The following is a 21227-nucleotide window of genomic DNA, read 5'->3' as shown; positions in this document are numbered from 1 at the left end:
TCGGCACGCTTGAACTGTAAGCGGTCATTGCGCAGAACAGATCCGGATTGCTAACACGAAAAGGTGGCGCATGCCGCGACACTTGTCAAAGTACGCATCGGATACAGGTCTTTCCCGCTCCCAACGTTGATCAGGCATGCAGTCATCCCAGCCCACGCCACATGACAAGATGATGTTTCAGCTGAACCTGCGGCAGCGCGGGATCAGCGACCAGGCCGTGCTGAAAGCGATGGGGGACGTTCCGCGCGAACTGTTCGTGACGTCGCTGGACCGCGGCTATGCCTACCGCGATACGCCGTTGGGCATCGCGTGCGGACAGACCATCAGCCAGCCGTTCGTCGTGGCCTACATGACCGAGCAGCTCGATCTGGAGCCGGGACACCGCGTGCTGGAGATCGGGACGGGATCGGGATACCAGGCCGCGATCCTGTCGAAGCTGTCCCGGGAAGTCGTGACGCTGGAACGGTTTCGTACGCTGGCAGACCGCGCCAGGCTCGTTCTGAAAGAGCTGCAATGTACCAATGTGGACGTCATCCTTGGTGACGGCTTCGACCTGCCGGAAACGCTCGGCACGTTCGACCGGATCATGGTCACCGCGGCGATGGAGGAAATTCCCGAGGCGCTGCTCGGGCGGCTGGAGCCCAACGGGATCCTGATCGCGCCGGTTGGGCCAATGAACGACCGGCAGTTTCTGATCCGCGTCATCAGAACGGCCGACGGCTTCGAGCGGCAGGAGCTTGTTGCAGTGCGCTTCGTGCCGGCGTTGCAGGGGATCGCCCGCGAGCTTTGAGTTTGCGTCCACGGTCAATTTTTCAGGACCACTCTCTGAAGCGTCGCGCCCCCTTGTGGCGGCAGGCAGATTTCGGACCTTAAAGAGTTATTTACTCGGACTGTGTTTACTCAAATTTGTGTTAGTTGCGTACTGAGTGAGTAATCATGTCCCGCTTTGTCGAGTTGATAAACTCGCGTCACGCGCCGCATTTCGTGGTCCTGACGCTCGTCTCGGTCGGGTTTGGCGGCTGTAGCGCCGACACTCAGACGCGATTTTCAGACACCACTTTTTCGAACCCCTTCACTTCGCGCTCCGCGCCGGAGTCGACCGGGTCCGTCCCCAACAATTATCGCGGCGCTCCTCAGCAGCAGCCCGCTTATCAGCAACAGTCATCTAATCAGCAGCCTCGCGAACTGCCGCAATACAGCCGGCCTCATTCCGCGCCGATCGTATCCGCGCCGCTGTCTCAGCCGGCGGCTGTCGGCACGTCAGGTGGTGGCAGAGGCATGGCGTCCTACGCGCCTCCGTCGTCATCTCCGATCGAGACAACCGCTTCGGCGACACCGCGCTCGGTTGCTGCGACCTCGGGATATAGCCGCGAAGGTGGCACCACGATCATCGTCGGTACGGCTGATACGCTCGATGTCATCTCAAAGCGCTACAATGTGCCGTCGTCGGAAATTCTGAAAGCGAACGGCTACGGCGGACCGCGTGTCCTTCAGCCGGGCCAGCAGCTCGTCATTCCGCGCCGCATGGCGCAGGCCCATCCGCCGGCGCTGTCGAATGCGCCGAGCACCAAGGTTGCCGCAGGGCTTCCGGCGAGCGTTCATGTCGTCAAGTCCGGCGATACGCTGATGAACCTGTCGCGCCGTCACAACATCGCGCCTGCGCAACTGGCCGCGGCCAACAACATTCCGGTGACGACACAGCTCAAGATCGGCTCCAAGATCAACATTCCGGGCGGCAAGGCTGTCGCGGCGGCTCCTGCTTCGCAAGTTGTCGCGGAAGCGCCGAAGCCTGCCGTTGCAGCGCCTGCGGTCAAGCCCGTCGCGGTTGCATCGGCCGAGCCTCAGCAGAAAGCGCGCGTTGCGAGCGAAACGGCTGCGGCCGATTTGCCTGAAGCCCAGTCACCCGTGAAAGCGGCTGACGCGACCAATGCCGTGCCGACATTCCGCTGGCCGGTGCGCGGACGCGTCATCACCGCATACGGCGCGAAGGCCAACGGCAAGCAGAACGACGGCATCAACGTCGCCGTTCCCGAAGGCACGCCGATCAAGGCCGCCGAAGACGGCGTAGTTGCCTATTCGGGTAGCGAACTCAAAGGTTATGGCAATCTGATCCTGGTGCGGCACTCCAACGGTTATGTCACCGCGTATGCCCACGCGAGTGAACTGATGGTGAAGCGCGGGGATACTATCAAGCGCGGCCAGATCATTGCCAAATCGGGTCAGACGGGGGAGGTGGGGTCGCCGCAGCTTCACTTCGAGATTCGCAAGGGATCTTCAGCCGTCGACCCGCTTCAATTCCTGAACGGGGCGTAAGGCTTTACGCTGAAGTTTAGAGAAATCCCCCGCGCGAATGCCGGGGGATTTTGTTTTGCATACGGTTCAAACCTGCAACGGCGCTATTCGGCCGCGTCGATGGCGCAGGCCAGATCCGATTTCGCTGTAGCGCCTTCGGAGCCGAAGATCAGGAAACTGACCGCGGCCAAAACCCACGCGCCGACGCCGCCATACAGCATCACCCAGCCGAAGCCCTTGACCAACGCTGTGTGAACGGCGGCACCGGATGGGTCCTGAACGGATAGCACCGGATACGTTTGCTGCAGCGAGCCGAAGTTTCCAGTGGCGATGGTCGAGGCCAATGCGCGCAACTGCTGACCGTCGAGGGCGGCGACGAGTGCGTCGGGCAGGGACCATTGGATAGCCTCCAGCAGGATCAGCCCCATTACCGCGATGTTGATGGCCAACGAGATCAATCGTGCGCTGATGTCGATTCCGGACGCCATGCCTGCACGGTTGCTCGGGACCGCACCGGTTGTTGTGTTGGTGACAGACGTATTGGTCAGGCCAAGTCCGATGCCGGCGAGCAGTGCGCCCGGGAGCACAGAGAGCCAACTTGCCTGTTCAATGCCGCTGCCGAGACGCATGGCGAGAAAGCCGGTGCCCATGACGGCCATGCCCAACGGAATCACGATGCGTGCGCCGTGACGCCGGAGCAAGTAGTCAGCAATAGGAGGCAGGATCAGAAACGGAATTGTATAGGCCAAAAGCAGGAACCCAACAGCCCTGCTGTCGAGGCCAAGGCCACCCTCGAAGTAAATCGGCAGGTAGATCATGAACGGCCAATAGCAGAAGTTCATGCCGATGCAGCCGATGATGGCGCCGCTGAACTTCCGAATCCGGAACACCGAGAAATCGAACATCGGTTGCGCGATGTTGCGCTCCACGAGCACGAAGGTGACGAAGCTTGCAACGGCGACGGCAGCGAGCCCGATCGCAGCTGTCCTGCCAAGGTCTGCTCCCTGGGTGATGACGTAGGTCAGGCCGAAGACGGCGATCGTCAATGTAACGATACCCCAGCCATCGAGTCTCTTGGCGTGCGGGTCGCGAGATTCCCGGATGCCGATGCAGGCCGGAATGAGGGCCAGGACCGCCAGCGGGACGTGGACCAGGAATACCCAATGCCAGTTCGATACTGCGGTGATGGTGCTGCCGATGATCGGGCCGAAGCCAAGGCCGATGCCGCTGATGACGCCCCAGGCGGTAAAGGCCCTGCCGCGCTCATGTTCGTCCTGATACTGGTGCGAGATGATTGCGATCGAGCAGGTGAGCATGGCGCCGCCGGCAAGACCTTGCAGAAACCGGGCGACGATAAGCACCGATGCGCTCTGCGCCAGCCCGCACATCAGCGACGTTACGCCGAAGGCGATGGTGCTCGCGATGAAAACGCGTTTCCGGCCATAGCGGTCAGCGAAGGTGCCGGTCGCCATCAGCACCGTGGTGCAGGCGATTGTGTAGGCGTTCATGATCCACTGCAGATCCTTGAAATTCGCGGGCAGGGCCGTTTCCAGGGTCGGCAGGATCACGGGGACGCTGGATATTTCGAGGCCGAACATCAGTGATGCCAGACACACGCCTATCAGCGCGGCGGTGTTTCTGGCCGAGGGTGAGACGCTCATGGATATTCCTTTTCAACCCGGCGCGGACGTCGCGGCACGGGCTGACGGATATGGGCGTTCCCTTTTCATGAAGGAAATGAATTGATTTTATTGATTTCAGTTTCGTTCGTCATATATGTGGGTCCATGGACTTTGAGCCCACATTGCTTCGCGCCTTTGTTGCTGTCTGTGAGACCGGCGGATTCACACGCGCTGCGCAACGACTGCATTTGACCCAATCCGCCGTCAGTCATCAGATCCGGCGGCTGGAGGAGCAGGTGGGGCGGCAGCTTTTGTACCGGACCACGCGCAAGCTGACACTGACCGAAGACGGCGAGGATTTTCTGCGCCACGCCGAACAGATTCTGCAGGGGCAGGAGGCGCTGACGCGCCGCTTTCATTCCTCCACAGCCTCGGGCGCCATCCGGCTGGGCGTTCCGGAAAACTTCATTGGCGATCGGCTGCCGCAACTGCTTGGCCGGTTCGCTCGCCAGTACCCTGCGGTTCGGCTCGAGGTTTCGGTCAGTGTCTGTCTTGACCTGCGGGCCAAGGTCGATGCCGGCGAACTCGATCTTGCGGTGGCAATTACCCGATCGGACGCAGAGGGCGGAACGGTTCTTCGCCAGACGCAATTCGTCTGGGCGGCCGCCGAGAGTTTCAAACGGCCGCAGAATTCTTCATTGCCATTCGCACTCTCGCCGCCGCCGTGCGCGCTTCGTGCGATGGCTGTTGAGGCTCTCACGGCGTCTGGCATTGATTGGCACGTCGGCTTCACGTCGGCGAACCAGCATGGTCTGAGGGCGGCAGTTCAAGCGGGGCTGGCGGTGTCGATTTTCGCGCAAGAGGAAATCGAGCCCTGGATGACGGTTCTTGATGCCAACGACGGCCTGCCGCCTTTGCCCGAGGCAAAGTACGTCTTGATCTCGAAGCAAGGCGACCAGATGCCATGTGCTGCCGAGTTGGGCCGGTTGATTGTGGACGAGGCGGGCTTCTGGTCAGAGCGGGCTCGCATGAGACAGGTCTAGCGCACTTCGCAGTTCTAATACGTTGTCGTGCGCTCTACGCCGTTGCGAGTTTCACACCCATCCGTCCCGCGATTTCCTGCGTGAACTGCCAGGCGACGCGGCCGGAGCGCGATCCGCGCGTGGTCGACCATTCGAGCGCTTCGCGCTCTAACTGATCGTCGGCCATCTTGACGTTGAAGTGCCTGCAATAGCCCCGCACCATCTCGAGATATTCGTCTTGGCTGCACTTGTGGAAGCCGAGCCACAGACCGAAACGATCCGACAGCGAGACCTTTTCCTCGACGGCTTCGCCGGGATTGATGGATGTCGAGCGCTCGTTCTCGATCATGTCGCGCGCCAGCAGATGACGGCGGTTCGAGGTCGCGTACAGGATCACGTTGTCGGGCCGGCCTTCGATGCCGCCTTCGAGCACAGCCTTCAGCGATTTGTACGATGCGTCGTTGCCGTCGAACGACAGGTCGTCGCAGAACACGATGAAGTGAAAATCGGATTCGCGCAGCAGCGACATCAGAAGCGGCAGGCTTTCGATATCCTCGCGATGGATTTCGATCAGCTTCAACCGGCCGCGCACTTTCGGCATGGCGTTGACGCTGGCATGCGCTGCCTTCACCAGCGACGACTTGCCCATGCCGCGCGCACCCCAGAGGAGGGCGTTGTTCGCAGGCAGGCCAGTGGCGAAGCGTTCGGTGTTCTCGATCAGGATGTCCCGCATCCGGTCGATGCCCTTGAGCAGTCCGAGGTCGACGCGGCTGACCTTTGGAACCGGCACCAGATGGCCATTGGGCTGCCAGACGAAAGCGTCGGCCTTTTTGAGAGAATCGGGGGTCGACGGTCTGGCCGCTGATGCGTTCAGGTTCGCGGCGATACTCTCGAGCGCGAGCGCGATCCGGGCCTGGGTCTCGGTGTCGACCGCTGTGGCAGGGCGTTTTGTCGCGGTTTTGATTGCCTTGCCGGGACTCGCCTTCGTGGCGGCCCTGGAGGCCTTTTTATTGGGTTTTTTGGACATGAATCAGCACCAGAACGGGACCACTAGGGCACCCTTACCGATGCTGACGAATGCCCGCAAGCGCCACGAATGCATGGCAAAATCGACATGTCCGGTCCCGTTGCAATTGGGTGGCCTGTCGCTATAGTCCGCGCAAATTCGGCCAAAACGGCCTTGCGCCTACGCGTTTCGCCCCATGGCGGGCGCCTTTCTGAGGACTTTTCGTATGTTCATTACTCCTGCCTTTGCTCAAGCCGCCGGCGCCGGTGATACCAACAGCATGCTGATGTCGCTGCTGCCGTTCGCACTGATTTTCGTCATCATGTACTTCCTGATTCTGAAGCCGCAGCAGAAGAAGCTGAAGGATCATCAGGAACTGGTGAAGAACATCCGCCGCGGCGATACCATCGTCACCAACGGCGGCCTTGTCGGCAAGGTGACCAAGGTTGTCGATGACGATCAGATCGAGGTCGAAATCTCCGACGGTGTCCGTATCCGTCAGATGCGCCAGATGATCTCCGGCGTGCGGACGAAGGGCGAGCCTGCCAAGGATTCAAAGGAAGAAACAGCCGCGAGCTAACGCTCCGGGTGCAAACGCTTTCACGAATCTGACGGGTCATCCAGTGGTCCGATCCAAACATTCGCACCCATTTTTCGGCGGGCATTCTTGCGAATGTTAGAATCAAAGGACCACTGGCAAATTTGAATTTCTAGTGTCCTTTCGTGTCCGACGTTTGCACGAGGGGGCCGCTGCAGAATGAAGCAAACGTCGGACACGGGACACTAGATGCTTTATTTCACGCGTTGGAAGGCGCTGGCGGTCATTCTGACCGCCACGATCGTTTGCCTTTTCGCGGTTCCGAACTTCTTCCCTGAATCGACCGTCAAGACCTGGCCGAAGTGGGCCCAGCGTCATATCGTGCTCGGCCTCGACTTGCAGGGTGGCTCGCACATCCTGCTCGAGGTCGATTCGAACTCGGTGAAGAAGGACAAGCTCGATCAGGTGCGCGATGACGTGCGGCGCACGCTGCGCGACGCCAAGATCGGCTACACCGGGCTCGCGGTTCGCGGCGAAAGCGTCGAAGTCCGCGTCAAGGACACCGACCTCACCAACGCGCTCGCCAAGCTGCGCGAACTGTCCCAGCCGCTTGGCGGTCTGCTCGGATCGAGCGGTCAGCGTAGCGTTGAAGTCAGCGATGCCGGCGGCGGGCTGATCCGTCTGACCGTGCCTCCGGCAGCGATCACCGAACGCGTCCGTCAGTCGGTCGAACAGTCGATCCAGATCGTCGAGCGCCGCATCAACGAACTCGGCACCGTCGAACCGCTGATCCAGCGTCAGGGCATCGATCGGATTCTCGTTCAGGTACCGGGCCTCCAGGATCCGACCCGCCTCAAGGAATTGCTCGGCAAGACGGCGAAGCTCGACTTCCGGATGGTTGATCCGACCGTGCCGCCCGATCAGGCGCAGCAGGGGCGGGTGCCGCCGGACTCCGAGCTGTTGATGAGCTCGACAGCGCCGAAGGTGCCCTACGTCATCAAGAAGCAGGTGCTTGTCTCCGGCGGCGATCTGACCGACGCGCAGCCCGGTTTCGATCAGCGCTCCGGCGAGCCGATCGTCAGCTTCCGCTTCAATACCTCCGGCGCGCGCAAGTTCGCGCAAGCCACCCTCGAGAACGTGGGACAACCGTTCGCCATCGTGCTCGACAACGAAGTGATTTCGGCGCCGGTCATCCGCGAGCCGATCACCGGCGGCTCCGGCCAGATTTCCGGTAACTTCACCGTGCAGGGCGCGAACGATCTCTCGATCCTGCTGCGCGCGGGCGCGTTGCCTGCGCCGCTGACGATCATCGAAGAACGCACGGTCGGCCCGGGACTTGGTCAGGACTCGATCGCCGCGGGCGAACTGGCGTCCTACGTCGGCTCGGTGCTGGTTATTGTGTTTATGCTTTTGACCTACCGGCTGTTCGGCTTCTTCGCCAACGTCGCGGTCGCGATCAACGTCGCCATGATCTTTGGTATCCTGTCGCTGCTCAATGCAACGCTGACGCTGCCCGGCATCGCCGGTATCGTTCTGACGGTTGGCATCGCGGTCGATTCCAACGTCCTGATTTACGAACGTATCCGTGAGGAATTGCGTGCCGGCCGGACTGCAATCTCGGCCATCGACGCCGGCTTCACCCGGGCGCTCGCGACCATTCTGGACTCCAACATCACCACATTTATCGCGGCAGCCGTGCTGTTTTATATCGGTACCGGACCGGTGCGCGGCTTCGCCGTGACGCTCGGCATCGGCATCATCACCACGGTTTTCACGGCGTTCACCGTTACGCGGCTGATCGTTGCGACGTGGGTGAGCTGGAAGCGGCCCAAGACCGTGCCGATTTGAGGATAGCTAGACCGTGACTCAGACGATTATCATTGCTCTGGCTGTCTTCATCGTCGTTCTGACGGTGCTCAGCATTTACGGCGTGATCCCCGCGCTTCGCATCGTTCCCGACGATACGAAGTTCGACTTCATGCGCTTTCGCCGCATCAGCTTTCCGATCTCGGCGCTGTTGTCGTTGATCGCGATCGGCCTCTATTTCGCGCACGGGCTGAATTTCGGCATCGACTTCAAGGGCGGCACGCTGCTGGAGATTCAGACCAAGTCGGGTCCGGCGGATATCGCATCGTTGCGCGCGCAGCTCACGACACTGAATTTCGGCGACGTCCAGCTTCAGCAGTTTGGCGGTCCCTCCGACGTTCTGATCCGCATTGCCGAACAGCCGGGCGGCGATCAGGCGCAGCAGGTGGCGGTTCAAAAGGTCCGTCAGCTACTCGGTGACAGCGTCGAGTATCGCCGCGTCGAGGTGGTCGGACCGCGTGTGTCGAGCGAGTTGCTCGCCTACGGCACGGTTGGGCTGATGCTCGCGATCGCGGGCATCTTCATGTATCTCTGGTTCCGGTTCGAGTGGCAGTTCTCGCTGGGCGCGATGATCGCGAACGTCCACGACATCGTGCTGACGCTGGGATTCATGTCGATCACCCAGATCGAATTCGATCTGACCAGTATCGCGGCGCTGCTTACCATTCTCGGCTACTCGCTCAACGACACCGTCGTCATCTACGACCGCATTCGCGAAATGCTGCGGCGCTATAAGAAGATGCCGATGCCGGAATTGCTGAACGCCTCGATCAACTCGACACTGTCGCGCTCCATCATCACGCACGTCACGGTGACGCTTGCGCTGCTCGCGTTGCTGCTGTTCGGCGGCAAGGCGATCCACAGCTTTGCGGCGACGATGACCTTCGGCGTCGTGCTGGTCGGCACCTACACCTCGATCTTCATCGCAGCCCCGATCCTGATCTATCTCGGCGTGGGCGAAAACCGGGGCGGCGAGGACGACAAGCCGTCGAAGCCCTGATGATTTTAGGTGTGATCGACAGTCATTCTCGGTCGTCATTGCGAGGAGCGGTTGCGACGAAGCAATCCAGTTCTTGCTGATGCAAAACAAAAACTGGATTGCTTCGCTTCGCTCGCAATGACGTGGTGAGCGACTTAACCTGAATTCACCCCGCTCTAATACCCACGACTTTCCGAAGTTCGTGACAGGTGGTGCTGAGATGGATCACGAACGTCGGAAAGTGAGTACGAGCGCGCCGGATGCGTTGCATCTTCCGCGGTCGGCGCCGATCGAAGCCTACGGCAACGGCGGCTTCCGGTTCGCCGAGATGTCGCATCGCGGCTCGCTGTTGTGCCTGCCGGATGCGATCTGGGCGTGGCCGGTCAACGATCCCAAGGACATCGACCGGTATTCACTGGCGCGAATTTTCGAGCATGCCAACGAGATCGATACACTGCTGATCGGCACGGGAAGCGATGTCTGGATCGCTCCCACGCCGCTGCGCAATGCGCTGCGGCAGGTTCATGTGTTGCTCGACACCATGCAGACGGGTCCGGCAATCCGCACCTACAATATCATGATGGGTGAGCGCCGGCGCGTGGCGGCAGCACTCATTGCCGTTCCATGAGCGCAGCAGACCGATCTGCCGAAGCGTTTTGCACGGATCTGGTGCGCGCGCAGGATTTCAGAACCTATGCGGCGAGCCTGTTCGTCCAGCCGGACGCGCGGCGGGCATGGATGGCGCTCGCGGCGTTCAATGCTGAGGTTGCGCATGTCCGCGATCACGTCAGCCAGCCGCTGCCCGGCGAGATCCGCCTGCAATGGTGGCGCGACGCGTTGACGGGGAGCAGTCAGGCTGCCGACCACGGGGCGGTCGAGGGCAATCCGGTCGCGGCGGAGTTGTTGCGGGCGATGGCTCTGTACGATCTTCCCGCCGAAGCATTTGTTCGGCTGATCGACGCGCATGTGTTCGATGTCTATGACGATCCGATGCCCGACATGGCGGCGTTGGAGGCGCATTGCCGCGATACGGCTGCCGCGATGTACGCCCTGCGCGCCAGGGTGCTGGGTCTGAACTCGCCGGAGACTGCCCGCCTCGCCGAACATGCAGGCATTGCGGAGGGGCTTGTTGCCGCGATGCTGGCGCTGCCGCGCCATGCCGCGCGGCGGCAGCTTTATCTTCCGGCCGACTTGATGAATCTCCACGGCGTGGTTGCCGAAGAAGTATTCCTGCACCAGACGAGCGCGCCGCTGAAGGAAGCGCTAGCGCATCTGCGCCGAGAAGCGCGGGCTCAACTGGATCAGGCCATGGCGATGCTGGCGGACGCGTCGATCGCCGTGCGTCCTGCCTTCCTGCCGCTTGCGGTGATCGGAAAGACACTCGCGCGGCTGGACACATCCGAGCCGTTTGCGCCGCCGACGTCGTCGCGACTCGGTGTGCTCTGGACGACATGGCGCGCAGCAAGTGCAAAGCCGTTCAGGGTGTGAGGCCTGGGCTCATCACGGCTTCGCCGGTCAGGATGGTCAAGGTGGTGTCCGCCGTCACCGGCTTCGCCGCGCGATAGGCGTTCGCCGAGTGATGACGAGCGAACCGCTCGTGGCCGTTCGCGCTGGCGCCATCATCTGAATTTTTATTCAGATGATGTGTGTCAAGTGAATTGCGGCATGGTCCGCGCGCTGAATCCCGATCCGCTTGCACGCCGCCATCCCGTCACTATCGCGCCTTTTGCGGCAAGGTTCGTCACCAATTTGCCTTTTGGCCATAGCGCGCTGTGACAAAGGCAAAACTAAAGTTGTTTCAGAGCATTGACCCAATCCCGTGAGCAGCCTGCGTGATTTGCCATGTGTCATGGCCCGGTGCGCGCGAAGCGAGAGACCTGCCCCACATTCATGGTCTTCCGGCGAACGCCGGAATCCATCACCACCGTACTCACGACTCAAGGAAGATTGCTGAGCGGCTGTCTTCGCAGCCGCTTTGACAGGGGTGATGGGTCCCGGCTTTCGCCGGGACGACATCAACTTGCAATGACGGTGCGATTAAGCCGCGTCGGACACGCGCAGCGTCTCCGCGATCCAGCGATCGAGATCCAACAGTGCGCGTGCGCTGATCGCCTGTTTCTTCGCAACGGTCTTTTCGTTGCCGCGCAGCCGCGTCCCGTCCGGCTTCTTTGTCGGCGGCGAGGCCAGCGGCGGAAACAATCCGAAGTTGATGTTCATCGGCTGGAACGAGCGCGGTCCTGCATCGATGGTTTCGATATGGCCGCCGGTGATGTGACCAAGCAGCGCGCCGAGCGCCGTTGTCGGCGGGGGCGGTGCGATGACGCTCTGCCGCGCATCCGCTGCTGCGAACAGCCCGGCGAGCAGGCCAATGCCTGCGGACTCGACATAACCTTCGCATCCGGTCATCTGCCCGGCGAAGCGCAGCCGGGGCTGCGCCTTCAAACGTAGTTGAGGATCGAGCAGTTTCGGCGAGTTCAGGAAGGTGTTGCGATGCAGGCCGCCAAGACGCGCGAACTCTGCATTCTCAAGGCCCGGAATGGCGCGGAGCACGTGCGTCTGCGCGCCGTGCTTCAGCTTGGTCTGGAAGCCGACAATGTTGTAGAGCGTGCCGAGTTTGTTGTCCTGGCGCAACTGCACGATCGCATATGGCTTGACCGCCGGATCACGCGGGTTGGTCAATCCGACCGGCTTCATCGGTCCATGACGAAGTGTCTCGCGGCCGCGTGCGGCCATCACCTCGATCGGCAGGCAGCCGTCGAAGTAGGGCGTGTTCGCTTCCCATTCCTTGAAGTCGGTTTTCTCGCCCGCGATCAGCGCATCGACGAAAGCGTCGTACTGCTCGCGTGTCATCGGGCAGTTGAGGTAGTCGGCGCCTGTGCCGCCCGGGCCAACCTTGTCGTAGCGCGATTGAAACCACGCCACATCCATGTTGATGGAGTCGCGATGCACGATCGGCGCAATGGCATCGAAAAAGGCGAGGGCATCTTCGCCGGATAAGCTTTGGATCGCACTGGCCAGCGCCGGTGATGTCAGCGGGCCTGTCGCTACAATAACATTCTGCCAGTCGGCCGGAGGTAGCCCGGCAATTTCCTCGCGTCGGATTTCGATCCGTGGATGCGCGGCGAGTGCCGCGCTGACCGCTGCGGAAAAACCGTCGCGGTCCACGGCAAGCGCGCCGCCCGCCGGCACCTGATTGGCGTCGGCGCTGCGCATAATCAGGGAATTCAGCTTGCGGAGTTCTGCATGCAGCAGACCGACAGCATTGTTGGCTGCGTCGTCGGAGCGGAAGGAATTGGAGCAGACGAGCTCCGCGAGACTGTCGGTGCGATGCGCATCGGTCGTCCTGACCGGACGCATCTCGTGCAGCACAACGCTGACGCCTGCGTTCGCGATCTGCCATGCTGATTCGGAACCTGCCAATCCACCGCCAATGACGTGGATCGCTGCCGCGTTATGATCTTTCTGGGTTGTCATGGCTCACAACTAGAGCCGGCAACGCTCCGATGCAATGTTTCGGTGCGTGAGGTTCGCTTGGCGAAGCTTCAGATACGACAACGCCCGCACAGGGCGGGCGCAATCGTTCGTCAGTCAGTTTTCGCAACGGGGTTAGCCGTTGTAAGCGCCGGCTGCGACCCGCTGGATGTCAGAGCGGTCAAGCCCGATATCGGCCAGTTCCCGATCGCTCAACTGGGACAACTCAGCGACATTGCGCTGATAGTCACGGAACGCCTGGATAGCGCGGATAAATGAGAGCAGCATGGTAGTCTCCTTCGTAATCCCGATTCAGCTCTTGGAGTAGCGTCATCGTTGGAACTGAATATAGGGTACGATTCTGCGTTGCAACACCGCAAATGTTGCGATGCAGCTAAGCGATAAACGCATGTCACCAGTAAGAAGTGATTAATCTTTCACCAAGAGTTTTACCGATATGAGCCCTGATCTCGGCCCCATTCATGCCGAGAAATCAAAATTTAGATCGTTATTTCATCATGTTGACGCAAAGCAGACATAAATTCTGACAGCAGCCAGCGCGTCGGTAATTAAATAGGTCTCTCGCTAAGCTATGCTTTATCGATAGAGTGAATCTGGGGATGTTTCCGTGGTAGATATAGTGCCTGAGGATCAGTATAACAGCGAACAATAGTTCATTTATACGGTCTCCAAGAGATCGACAGACAGGGCGTGTTGTAGGAACCGTCTCCGAATCGTGGACGTTCCGCCCGAGGCGTGGCATAGCCGCAACATGCGTGATCGCTACCCATTTCGCCGGCTGCTTTTGACCATCGTGCTGTCGCAGGTCCTGGTGATCCAGGGGCTGCTTCTGGCTTGGAGTGGCACGGTGGCGTTCGCGGGCGGCGCCGGGAGCCTCGGCACGATCTGTTCCGGCGGAACATCTGCGAGCTCGAACGATGACGGGAGTGCGCCGCTCGCGCCAAGGGCGGATCACGATTGTCTCAGCGCGTGCCTGATGAGCCATACGACGGGGGGCCCATCGGGCGAGGGGGGCTCACTGACGCTCCCCACGGTCTACGCGCATTCCGCTGTTTCACGCGAAACCACCCTGACGGCTATCTTACGCGAACCGGTCTTCCTGGCCCGGGCTCCTCCGACGCTGACCTGAGACAACCTGAGACGTTCGTTTCGGAATTATCTTTCAGCATCAGTCGAGGAACAACATGTCCATCAACTTCCGCAGCTCCCAGCGGCTGCTGGCCGGCGCTGGCTTCGCCGCATCTGCCGTTATCATCTCGCAATCAGCCGCGTTCGCCCATGTCACGCTTGCGACGGGCGAGGCGCGTACCGGCACCTATTACAAGGCGGTATTTCAGGTCCCGCACGGCTGCGATGGCGCAGCTACGCAAACAGTCCGGATTCAAATTCCTGAGGGAGTCATCGGCGTGAAGCCGATGCCCAAGGCGGGATGGACCCTCAACATCACGCGCGGCACCTACGCCAAGTCCTATCAGAGTCACGGCAAAGCCGTGACCGAAGGACCCAAGGAAATCATATGGTCGGGCGGCGCTCTCTCGGACGACAACTACGATGAGTTCGTTTTCACGAGTTTCCTTGCCGGCGATTTCCGTCCGGGGCAGGCGATCTCTTTTCCGACCGTCCAGCAATGCGCGAAGGGTGAGGTTCGCTGGGACCAGATTGCATCGGACGGACAGAATCCGCACAGCCTGAAATCGCCGGCTCCCACGCTGCGGATCGTTGCCGACGCGTCGACAGTTGCGCAGGCGCAGATGGATCACAGCAAGATGGATCACGCGCAAATGGGCGCGACTACGCAGAGCGGGAGCGATACCTTCACGATCGGCGATCTTGTTGTCGTGTCGCCATGGACGCGCGCCACGCCGGGCGGCGCCAAAATCGCTGGCGGTTATCTCAAGATCACCAACAACGGCAAATCGGCCGATCGCCTGGTCGGTGCGACGTCGGCCGGTGCGCATCACGTAGAAATTCACGAGATGTCGATGACCGACGGCGTGATGAAGATGCGGCCGCTGACGGACGGGCTCATTATCAAGTCCGGAGAGACGGTCGAGCTCAAGCCAGGCGGATTCCACATGATGTTCATGGATATCAAGCAGCAGTTGAAGCAAGGCGACACGCTAAAGGCGACCCTGACGTTCGAGAAGGCCGGGAAGCTCGACCTCAGCTTCAACGTCAGGGCGATAGGTGCGAGTGGTGGAGCGCCTGCGCACCGGCATTGATAAGATGAGAACGAACTTGAGGAGGGTGGTGTCGTCAGTATCGAAACCACCTTCCTGCGCAAAGCGGCTAGAGTCAGGCGCGAAAAGCAGTCATCCGGAAGTCCGCTACTCTGCAAGGACCGTCGCGAGTTTCTCTCTGCGCTCGCGATCAACGTGTCGCGAAGGCGGGATTCATCGACTAAACGAGGTGGCGAACACATCGCCATCCTTCAGGCCAAACTCGGAAGCGAAACCCCACATCCCATGATCGATTGCTCGTAGGGGCACCGTGCAAGTCATCACGGTCGCTTGTGATGAAAGACCGAGCAGACGCAGCAAAATTCTGCAAGGGACGGTGGCGCGAAGCTATGTGACAAGCTGAGGTCGCGCCGCATCGAGTCATTGTGGCGTCTTTTTGGCGCTTTTGACTCAAATCGCCGCAGCGCAAATATTGATCAGTTGCATTGGCAAGCTGAAACCGGGCGTCTACACTGACGGGTGACGACCGGCACGGTGCTGCCGGACGGATAGAAGAAGCGCCAATCATTCACAGTCAACCGACGGGCTATCGGGAGTTTACAGATGAGCATTTTTGGGAAGATCATGGGCGCGATTTTCGGCACCAAGGCCGAAGCTGCTGAGCCTGCCGGCGGTGCTGGATCGGCTGCGGGTGGCGGCGCCAGCGTGCCAATGGTTGATGTTGCGCCAATTCTCGACAAGGCTGTCGCGGCCAAGGGCGAGAAGCTTGAATGGCGCACCTCGATCGTGGACCTGATGAAGGCTCTCGACATCGATTCAAGCCTTTCGGCCCGCAAGGAGCTGGCGAAGGAATTGAAGTATGACGGCGATACCAGCGATTCCGCAAAGATGAACATTTGGCTGCACAAGCAGGTCATGACCAAGCTCGCGGCCAACGGCGGCAAGCTTCCGGACGACCTGAAGAATTGATCAGCGGCTCTAGGGCCGCACTGCTTTTAAGGCCCGCCTGTTCAGGCGGGCCTTTTTCATTGCAACGCACACTTTTACAACGTGTTGTTCAAATTTTCGTCCACGGCATACAAAATGCCAGAACAATTAATCTGCCGCCGCAACTGAAGCAGGCGACCAAAAAGACCGACAACGCAAAACCAGGGAACGACCCATGACCGAGCTCATTCGCAGAAACATTCTGGCTGGTGGCGTTAGCCGGAACCGTGGCTTTCGCTGAGACAGCCGATGCCGAGGTTGGATTGAAGGCTGTTTTCCAGTTGAGCAGACCACGCGATACCATCTACTCCGGCACGCCGGAGATATCGGACCTGTGGTGAAAGGCGACATTGTGCTGTGCAAGCTCGACGGATTGCCGGACATGTCGATCAAGATCGTTTGACGCTCATTCGATGTGCGATTGAAAAGCCCGCCGATGGCGGGCTTTTTGGCGCCGGAAGTAAAGGCGCGCTCATGCCGCCACATCCGCGAATTCCGGATGCTTATCTAGATAATCGACGACGAACCCGCAGCCTGCCACAACTTTCAATCCATCGGCGCGGATCTGCTCCAGCGCGCCCTGAACCAGTCGTGAGGCAATGCCGCGGCCGCGCAAGGCGCGCGGCGTTTCGGTGTGGGTAATGATCACTTTGCCCGGTGCAAGCCGGTAGTCGGCGAAAGCGGTCGCGCCGTCCACGTCGAGTTCGTAGCGGCTGAGTGTGGTGTTGTTGCGAACCATGTCTTGAACCGTGGCGAGAGGTTGTGTTTGCGGACTCGATGCGTGGCGCGAATATATTTCAACAGGTCGGCATATTCAGTGTGTTTCTCAATGTACGCCTTCACGAACGGACACTGGGGGATAACCTTCAGTCCGGCAGCGCGGACCTGATTGAGGGCGCCTTTTATCAGTTTTGATCCAATGCCCTTGCCTTCGAGTTCTTTCGGGACCTCGGTATGAACAAAGGTAATGACGCCGTCAGAAAGTTCGTAGTAGGTCTCAGCCAGATGGCCTTCGGCCTCCAGTTCGTAGCGTTTCCAGGCCGGATTGTTCTGAACGGTTTCGGTCATTGCACGATTGTCCCCAATGTCGGGTGTTGGTCCTGTTGCCCGGCGGGAAGCCCGCAGATCAGTACGGCCGCTCCAGCAAGTGTCTCCAAATCCGACAAAAACCCGTTCTCGGGGCCTTGTAAAGGTTGCCGGGATTCATACGTTTTTCTGAGACATACCGTGAGGCGGCCGAATTGGTCGTTTGACAGTCGGAATGTCACATCTGTCAGGCCGCCGACGTATGCCTTCTTGATGGAGGTATTCAATGTCTATCGATCGTTTTTTAAACAAACATCGATCCTGGGAAGATTGGTTCGGCATGTTGCTCGGCTTGCTGATCATCCTGTCGCCCTGGCTTACAGGTCAGGCGAACAACGGGCTTGGCGCGAACGTTGATCCGGGAATGCCGCTTCTGAATGCGGTTTGCGTCGGTGTCCTCATCTTCGGCTTTGCCCAGCTCGAATACATCGTGCTTCGGCGCTGGGAGGAAGCGTGCGAGGTCGCGCTTGGCTTCTGGCTGATCGCTTCGCCCCATATCTTCGGCTATGCCGGAGGCGGAACGCTCAGACTCTGGCATACGGCGCTCGGCGGCATTGTGATCCTGCTTGGGGTCCTGACGCTTTGGCAGGATTGGGATCTGAGCGATGACGAGCTTGCCAAGCATGGGCAGTAAGCTTCTTCGCCGAAGCGGGAGCCGCTTCGCGAGCCAGGGGATGTGCGATGAAGCTAAGTCCGGGCGATGAGTCCAAGTCGGGCCGCCGACTCGTGTTGGAGCCGGCGGTCAGGTTTGGCTTCATGCAGTTTCAAGGTGGTATGCAATGATTTAAGTCGCGCAATGACAGGATTGCGCGCTATTTGAACGCGCGACGTAGTTGCGTCCCGCAACATACATTGGTCAGGAAACGGAATGGCGAACGAAAAAGGCCCCAACATCAAGAAGAAGCAGAAGTGCAAGAACTGCGAAGGCAAGGGCTTGGTGAAGAAAGGCGACAAGGTTCTCACGTGCCAGCGCTGCAAAGGGACCGGGGTGCGATAGTCACCTCGCAAAACGATGTCCCTTTGCACCCCCTATCGGTTTATTCCGCCGCCTCTTCGGCATCGCGGATCTTCCCGGCGCGCCCTTTCTTCAAGACCGGTGCAAGGAATTTTCCGGTGTAGCTGCGCGGCGCCTTGACGATATCTTCCGGCGGACCCCACGCAACGATTTCACCGCCGCCATCGCCACCTTCAGGGCCGAGATCAATCACCCAGTCGGCAGTCTTGATGACTTCGAGATTGTGCTCGATGACCACGACGCTGTTGCCCTGGGCAACCAGTTCGTGAAGCACCTCGAGCAGCTTGGCGACGTCGTGGAAGTGCAATCCCGTGGTCGGTTCGTCGAGGATATAGAGTGTGCGGCCGGTGGCGCGTTTGCTCAATTCCTTGGCTAGCTTGACGCGCTGGGCTTCGCCGCCGGACAGCGTTGTCGCCTGCTGGCCGACGTGGATGTAATCGAGCCCGACGCGGTGCAGCGTCTTGAAGGTTTCGCGGACGCGCGGCACCGCCTTGAAGAAGTCGGCGGCTTCCTCGACTGTCATGTCCAACACATCGGCGATCGACTTGCCTTTGAAAAGGACGTCCAGCGTCTCACGGTTGTAGCGCTTACCCTTACAGGTGTCGCAGGTGACGTAGACGTCCGGCAGGAAGTGCATTTCGATCTTGATCAGGCCGTCACCCTGACAGGCCTCGCAGCGTCCGCCTTTTACGTTGAACGAAAAGCGCCCCGGCTCGTAGCCGCGCGCTTTCGATTCGGGCAGGCCCGCGAACCATTCGCGGATCGGCGTGAACGCGCCGGTGTAAGTCGCAGGATTTGAACGCGGCGTGCGGCCGATCGGCGACTGGTCGATGTCGATGATCTTGTCGATATGTTCCAGACCCTCGATGCGATCGTGCGGGGCAGGTCCTTCCGATGCATTGTTGAGCTTGCGGGCGATCGCCTTGTACAGAGTGTCGATCAGCAGCGTGGACTTGCCGCCGCCTGAGACGCCGGTGACGCAAGTGAACAGTCCGAGGGGGATTTCGGCCGATACATTCTTGAGATTATTGCCGCGCGCATTGATGACCTTGATGGTGCGGCGATGATTGGGCGGACGCCGTTCGGGAATCGGCACGTACATTTCGCCGGTCAGATACTTTCCCGTCATCGAATTCGGGTTGTTCATCACCTGCTGCGGCGTGCCCTGGGCGACGATATTGCCGCCATGCACGCCCGCGCCGGGTCCGACGTCCACGACGTAGTCGGCGGTGTGGATGGCGTCTTCATCGTGTTCTACCACGATCACGGTGTTGCCGAGATCGCGCAGCCGCCGCAGGGTTTCGAGCAGCCGGGCGTTGTCGCGCTGGTGCAGGCCAATCGATGGCTCATCCAGCACATACAGCACACCGGTCAGGCCGGAGCCGATCTGCGATGCGAGGCGGATACGCTGGCTCTCGCCGCCGGACAGAGTGCCGGATGCGCGCGCCAGTGTCAGGTAGTTCAAGCCGACGTCGAGCAGGAACGACAGCCGCTCGCGGATTTCCTTCAGAATTCGTGCCGCGATTTCGTTCTGCTGCTTGTTCAGTTGCTTGGGAACGGTTTCGAACCATTCACCAGCGCGCATCACCGAGAACTCGGAAATCTCGCCGATATGCTTGCCACCGATCTTGACGCACAGGGCCTCCGGTTTCAGCCGATGACCGCGGCAGGATTCGCAGGGAACGTCGCTGAAATACTTTCCGAGTTCCTCGCGCGCCCACTCGCTTTCGGTCTCGCGGAAGCGGCGCTCGATATTGGTGACCACGCCCTCGAAAGGTTTCTTGGTGTCGTAAGATCGCACGCCGTCCTCGTAGGAGAACTTGATCTCGTCGTCGCCGGAACCGAACAGGATCGCGTCCTTGGTCTTCTTGGGCAGATCCTTCCACTTGGTATCGAGCGTGAATTTGTAGAACTTCCCTAGCGCCTGCAATGTCTGCACATAATAAGGTGACGAGGACTTCGCCCATGGCGCGATCGCGCCCTTGCGCAGCGTCGCTTCCTTGTCCGGAATCACGAGTTCGGCGTCGATATGCTGTTCGACGCCGAGGCCGCCGCACTTCGGGCAGGCGCCGTAGGGGTTGTTAAACGAGAACAGCCGCGGCTCGACCTCGGGAATCGTAAAGCCGGACACCGGGCAGGCGAATTTCTCAGAGAACAGAATCCGCTCGGGTCCGCTCTTGTCGTGGATCTTGGCGGTCTTCTTTTCGGCCTTCTTCTCTGGGGCCGGTTCGCTACCGGAGGGGGCATCGGCGAACTCAACGACGGCCAGTCCCTCGGCAAGTTTCAACGCGGTCTCGAACGATTCCGCGAGGCGTTGCGCGATATCCGCACGCACGACGATGCGATCCACCACCACGTCGATATCGTGGGGAATTTTCTTGTCGAGCGTCGGCGCATCGGCCAACTCATAGAACTTTCCGTCGATCTTGACCCGCTGGAAGCCCTTCTTGAGATATTCTGCGAGTTCCTTTTTGTATTCGCCCTTGCGGCCGCGCACGACAGGCGCAAGCAAATAGAGGCGTGTGCCTTCGGGAAGAGTCAGAACCCGATCGACCATCTGGGAAACGATCTGGCTTTCGATGGGAAGGCCAGTTGCCGGCGAATAGGGAATGCCGACACGCGCCCACAACAGGCGCATGTAGTCATAGATCTCGGTGACGGTTCCGACCGTCGATCGCGGATTCTTCGATGTGGTCTTCTGCTCGATGGAAATGGCTGGTGACAGCCCGTCGATCTGATCGACGTCGGGTTTCTGCATCATCTCCAGAAACTGGCGGGCGTAGGCCGACAGTGATTCGACGTAGCGGCGCTGGCCTTCCGCATAGATGGTGTCGAAGGCGAGGGAGGATTTGCCCGAGCCGGACAGCCCGGTGAAAACGACCAGCTTGTCGCGCGGAATCTCGAGGTCGACGTTCTTGAGATTATGTTCGCGCGCGCCGCGAATCGTGATGGCCCGCATGCTCGATGCAGCAGTTGTTTTACGGTTTGCCTTGATGACTTCGTCCATGAGGGATTTCCGGTGGCACGTTGTGCGCAACAAGGGCGCTGTCCCCGGAAAACGCGATGACCGTTCGCCGGTTTCTCATTTCTCGATCAGATTCTTGTCCGCAGAACATAGTAAGAACGCGACCGGATTTCCAGC

General features: G+C 60.0%; 19 protein-coding genes and 2 pseudogenes. 13 read left to right on the top strand and 8 right to left on the bottom strand.

The window, feature by feature from the left end:
* The first annotated feature begins 136 nt into the window (after positions 1-136).
* Together YH63_RS19160 and YH63_RS19155 are read left to right on the top strand one after the other, a co-directional pair.
* Positions 137-790 carry a protein-L-isoaspartate(D-aspartate) O-methyltransferase gene (locus YH63_RS19160; protein WP_046829896.1) on the top strand — a complete coding sequence of 218 codons (654 nt, stop codon included), beginning with the start codon at positions 137-139 and terminating at the stop codon, positions 788-790.
* Between the two features lie 146 nt (positions 791-936).
* Positions 937-2313, top strand: coding sequence for a LysM peptidoglycan-binding domain-containing M23 family metallopeptidase (locus tag YH63_RS19155; RefSeq protein WP_046829895.1), 1377 nt, complete (start codon positions 937-939; stop codon positions 2311-2313).
* An 83-nt stretch (positions 2314-2396) separates the two neighbouring features.
* Here the strand turns inward: YH63_RS19155 and YH63_RS19150 are convergent, their stop codons facing one another.
* A complete protein-coding gene (locus tag YH63_RS19150; RefSeq protein WP_046829894.1) occupies positions 2397-3953 on the bottom strand; it encodes an MFS transporter in 1557 nt (518 codons plus the stop codon).
* Positions 3954-4078: 125 nt separating this feature from the next.
* Here YH63_RS19150 and YH63_RS19145 point away from each other — a divergent pair, with 125 nt between their 5' ends.
* Entirely contained in the window at positions 4079-4957 is an 879-nt protein-coding gene (locus tag YH63_RS19145) for a LysR family transcriptional regulator (RefSeq protein WP_046829893.1), read from the top strand.
* 34 nt (positions 4958-4991) lie between these two features.
* Here the strand turns inward: YH63_RS19145 and YH63_RS19140 are convergent, their stop codons facing one another.
* Positions 4992-5963 carry an ATP-binding protein gene (locus YH63_RS19140; RefSeq protein WP_046829892.1) on the bottom strand — a complete coding sequence of 324 codons (972 nt, stop codon included), beginning with the start codon at positions 5961-5963 and terminating at the stop codon, positions 4992-4994.
* Between the two features lie 205 nt (positions 5964-6168).
* Between YH63_RS19140 and yajC the strand changes: the two genes are divergently transcribed.
* The 5 genes from yajC to YH63_RS19115 all read left to right on the top strand — a co-directional run bounded on the left by yajC (position 6169) and on the right by YH63_RS19115 (position 10813).
* Complete coding sequence (gene yajC / locus YH63_RS19135; protein WP_046829891.1) at positions 6169-6522, top strand: preprotein translocase subunit YajC; 354 nt, start codon at positions 6169-6171, stop codon at positions 6520-6522.
* Between the two features lie 207 nt (positions 6523-6729).
* Positions 6730-8328: a protein translocase subunit SecD gene (gene secD, locus YH63_RS19130; protein ID WP_046829890.1), complete on the top strand. Its 1599-nt coding sequence runs from the start codon at positions 6730-6732 to the stop codon at positions 8326-8328.
* A gap of 13 nt (positions 8329-8341) precedes the next feature.
* Positions 8342-9346, top strand: a complete 1005-nt coding sequence (gene secF, locus YH63_RS19125) for a protein translocase subunit SecF (protein WP_046829889.1) — start codon at positions 8342-8344, stop codon at positions 9344-9346.
* 199 nt (positions 9347-9545) lie between these two features.
* A complete protein-coding gene (locus YH63_RS19120) occupies positions 9546-9953 on the top strand; it encodes an Mth938-like domain-containing protein (RefSeq protein ID WP_137325248.1) in 408 nt (135 codons plus the stop codon).
* Positions 9950-10813 (top strand): phytoene/squalene synthase family protein, encoded by an 864-nt coding sequence (locus tag YH63_RS19115; RefSeq protein ID WP_046829888.1) that lies wholly within the window; start codon positions 9950-9952, stop codon positions 10811-10813. Before YH63_RS19120 ends, YH63_RS19115 begins: the two co-directional genes overlap by 4 nt.
* Before the next feature lie 549 nt (positions 10814-11362).
* Here YH63_RS19115 and trmFO read toward each other — a convergent pair.
* Positions 11363-12799, bottom strand: coding sequence for a methylenetetrahydrofolate--tRNA-(uracil(54)-C(5))-methyltransferase (FADH(2)-oxidizing) TrmFO (gene trmFO, locus YH63_RS19110; protein WP_046829886.1), 1437 nt, complete (start codon positions 12797-12799; stop codon positions 11363-11365).
* A 132-nt stretch (positions 12800-12931) separates the two neighbouring features.
* On the bottom strand, positions 12932-13084 hold the full coding sequence (locus YH63_RS19105; RefSeq protein WP_002711692.1) for a DUF1127 domain-containing protein: 153 nt from the start codon (positions 13082-13084) through the stop codon (positions 12932-12934).
* A gap of 917 nt (positions 13085-14001) precedes the next feature.
* On the opposite strand from YH63_RS19105, the gene YH63_RS19100 reads away from it, so the two are divergent.
* Both YH63_RS19100 and YH63_RS19095 read left to right on the top strand, forming a co-directional pair.
* Positions 14002-15039: a DUF1775 domain-containing protein gene (locus tag YH63_RS19100; protein WP_046829884.1), complete on the top strand. Its 1038-nt coding sequence runs from the start codon at positions 14002-14004 to the stop codon at positions 15037-15039.
* A 561-nt stretch (positions 15040-15600) separates the two neighbouring features.
* Entirely contained in the window at positions 15601-15966 is a 366-nt protein-coding gene (locus tag YH63_RS19095) for a DUF3597 domain-containing protein (RefSeq protein ID WP_046829883.1), read from the top strand.
* Positions 15967-16054: 88 nt separating this feature from the next.
* Here YH63_RS19095 and YH63_RS21725 read toward each other — a convergent pair whose 3' ends face one another.
* On the bottom strand, positions 16055-16288 hold the full coding sequence (locus tag YH63_RS21725) for a hypothetical protein (protein ID WP_170978718.1): 234 nt from the start codon (positions 16286-16288) through the stop codon (positions 16055-16057).
* On the opposite strand from YH63_RS21725, the pseudogene YH63_RS22035 reads away from it, so the two are divergent.
* Positions 16281-16387: pseudogene (locus YH63_RS22035) on the top strand (fumarylacetoacetate hydrolase family protein); the annotation flags it as partial. The gene YH63_RS21725 and the pseudogene YH63_RS22035 sit on opposite strands and share 8 nt — an antisense overlap.
* A 69-nt stretch (positions 16388-16456) precedes the next feature.
* On the opposite strand, the gene YH63_RS19090 reads toward YH63_RS22035, so the two are convergent.
* Complete coding sequence (locus tag YH63_RS19090) at positions 16457-16723, bottom strand: GNAT family N-acetyltransferase (protein ID WP_046829882.1); 267 nt, start codon at positions 16721-16723, stop codon at positions 16457-16459.
* Between the two features lie 56 nt (positions 16724-16779).
* Positions 16780-17052: pseudogene (locus YH63_RS19085) on the bottom strand (GNAT family N-acetyltransferase); the annotation flags it as partial.
* A 244-nt stretch (positions 17053-17296) separates the two neighbouring features.
* Here YH63_RS19085 and YH63_RS19080 point away from each other — a divergent pair.
* Positions 17297-17704, top strand: coding sequence for an SPW repeat protein (locus YH63_RS19080; RefSeq protein ID WP_046829880.1), 408 nt, complete (start codon positions 17297-17299; stop codon positions 17702-17704).
* Between the two features lie 234 nt (positions 17705-17938).
* Positions 17939-18067, top strand: a complete 129-nt coding sequence (locus YH63_RS21930) for a hypothetical protein (RefSeq protein WP_019197040.1) — start codon at positions 17939-17941, stop codon at positions 18065-18067.
* A 40-nt stretch (positions 18068-18107) separates the two neighbouring features.
* Here the strand turns inward: YH63_RS21930 and uvrA are convergent, their stop codons facing one another.
* Positions 18108-21092 carry an excinuclease ABC subunit UvrA gene (gene uvrA / locus YH63_RS19075; protein ID WP_046829879.1) on the bottom strand — a complete coding sequence of 995 codons (2985 nt, stop codon included), beginning with the start codon at positions 21090-21092 and terminating at the stop codon, positions 18108-18110.
* Positions 21093-21227: the final 135 nt, after the last annotated feature.

It is taken from the genome of Afipia massiliensis, from assembly GCF_001006325.2.
Lineage (GTDB): Bacteria > Pseudomonadota > Alphaproteobacteria > Rhizobiales > Xanthobacteraceae > Afipia > Afipia massiliensis_A.
Note: the sequence above shows the minus strand (reverse complement) of the source record. Positions and strands in the feature narration are given on the sequence as shown.

Coding starts and splice junctions, on each gene's coding strand:
- YH63_RS19160 (WP_046829896.1), top strand. CDS start 137: ATGCAGTCATCCCAGCCCACGCCACATGACAAGATGATGTTTCAGCTG.
- YH63_RS19155 (WP_046829895.1), top strand. CDS start 937: ATGTCCCGCTTTGTCGAGTTGATAAACTCGCGTCACGCGCCGCATTTC.
- YH63_RS19150 (WP_046829894.1), bottom strand. CDS start 3,953: ATGAGCGTCTCACCCTCGGCCAGAAACACCGCCGCGCTGATAGGCGTG.
- YH63_RS19145 (WP_046829893.1), top strand. CDS start 4,079: ATGGACTTTGAGCCCACATTGCTTCGCGCCTTTGTTGCTGTCTGTGAG.
- YH63_RS19140 (WP_046829892.1), bottom strand. CDS start 5,963: ATGTCCAAAAAACCCAATAAAAAGGCCTCCAGGGCCGCCACGAAGGCG.
- yajC (WP_046829891.1), top strand. CDS start 6,169: ATGTTCATTACTCCTGCCTTTGCTCAAGCCGCCGGCGCCGGTGATACC.
- secD (WP_046829890.1), top strand. CDS start 6,730: ATGCTTTATTTCACGCGTTGGAAGGCGCTGGCGGTCATTCTGACCGCC.
- YH63_RS19120 (WP_137325248.1), top strand. CDS start 9,546: ATGGATCACGAACGTCGGAAAGTGAGTACGAGCGCGCCGGATGCGTTG.
- YH63_RS19115 (WP_046829888.1), top strand. CDS start 9,950: ATGAGCGCAGCAGACCGATCTGCCGAAGCGTTTTGCACGGATCTGGTG.
- trmFO (WP_046829886.1), bottom strand. CDS start 12,799: ATGACAACCCAGAAAGATCATAACGCGGCAGCGATCCACGTCATTGGC.
- YH63_RS19105 (WP_002711692.1), bottom strand. CDS start 13,084: ATGCTGCTCTCATTTATCCGCGCTATCCAGGCGTTCCGTGACTATCAG.
- YH63_RS19100 (WP_046829884.1), top strand. CDS start 14,002: ATGTCCATCAACTTCCGCAGCTCCCAGCGGCTGCTGGCCGGCGCTGGC.
- YH63_RS19095 (WP_046829883.1), top strand. CDS start 15,601: ATGAGCATTTTTGGGAAGATCATGGGCGCGATTTTCGGCACCAAGGCC.
- YH63_RS21725 (WP_170978718.1), bottom strand. CDS start 16,288: ATGGTATCGCGTGGTCTGCTCAACTGGAAAACAGCCTTCAATCCAACC.
- YH63_RS19090 (WP_046829882.1), bottom strand. CDS start 16,723: ATGGTTCGCAACAACACCACACTCAGCCGCTACGAACTCGACGTGGAC.
- YH63_RS19080 (WP_046829880.1), top strand. CDS start 17,297: ATGTCTATCGATCGTTTTTTAAACAAACATCGATCCTGGGAAGATTGG.
- YH63_RS21930 (WP_019197040.1), top strand. CDS start 17,939: ATGGCGAACGAAAAAGGCCCCAACATCAAGAAGAAGCAGAAGTGCAAG.
- uvrA (WP_046829879.1), bottom strand. CDS start 21,092: ATGGACGAAGTCATCAAGGCAAACCGTAAAACAACTGCTGCATCGAGC.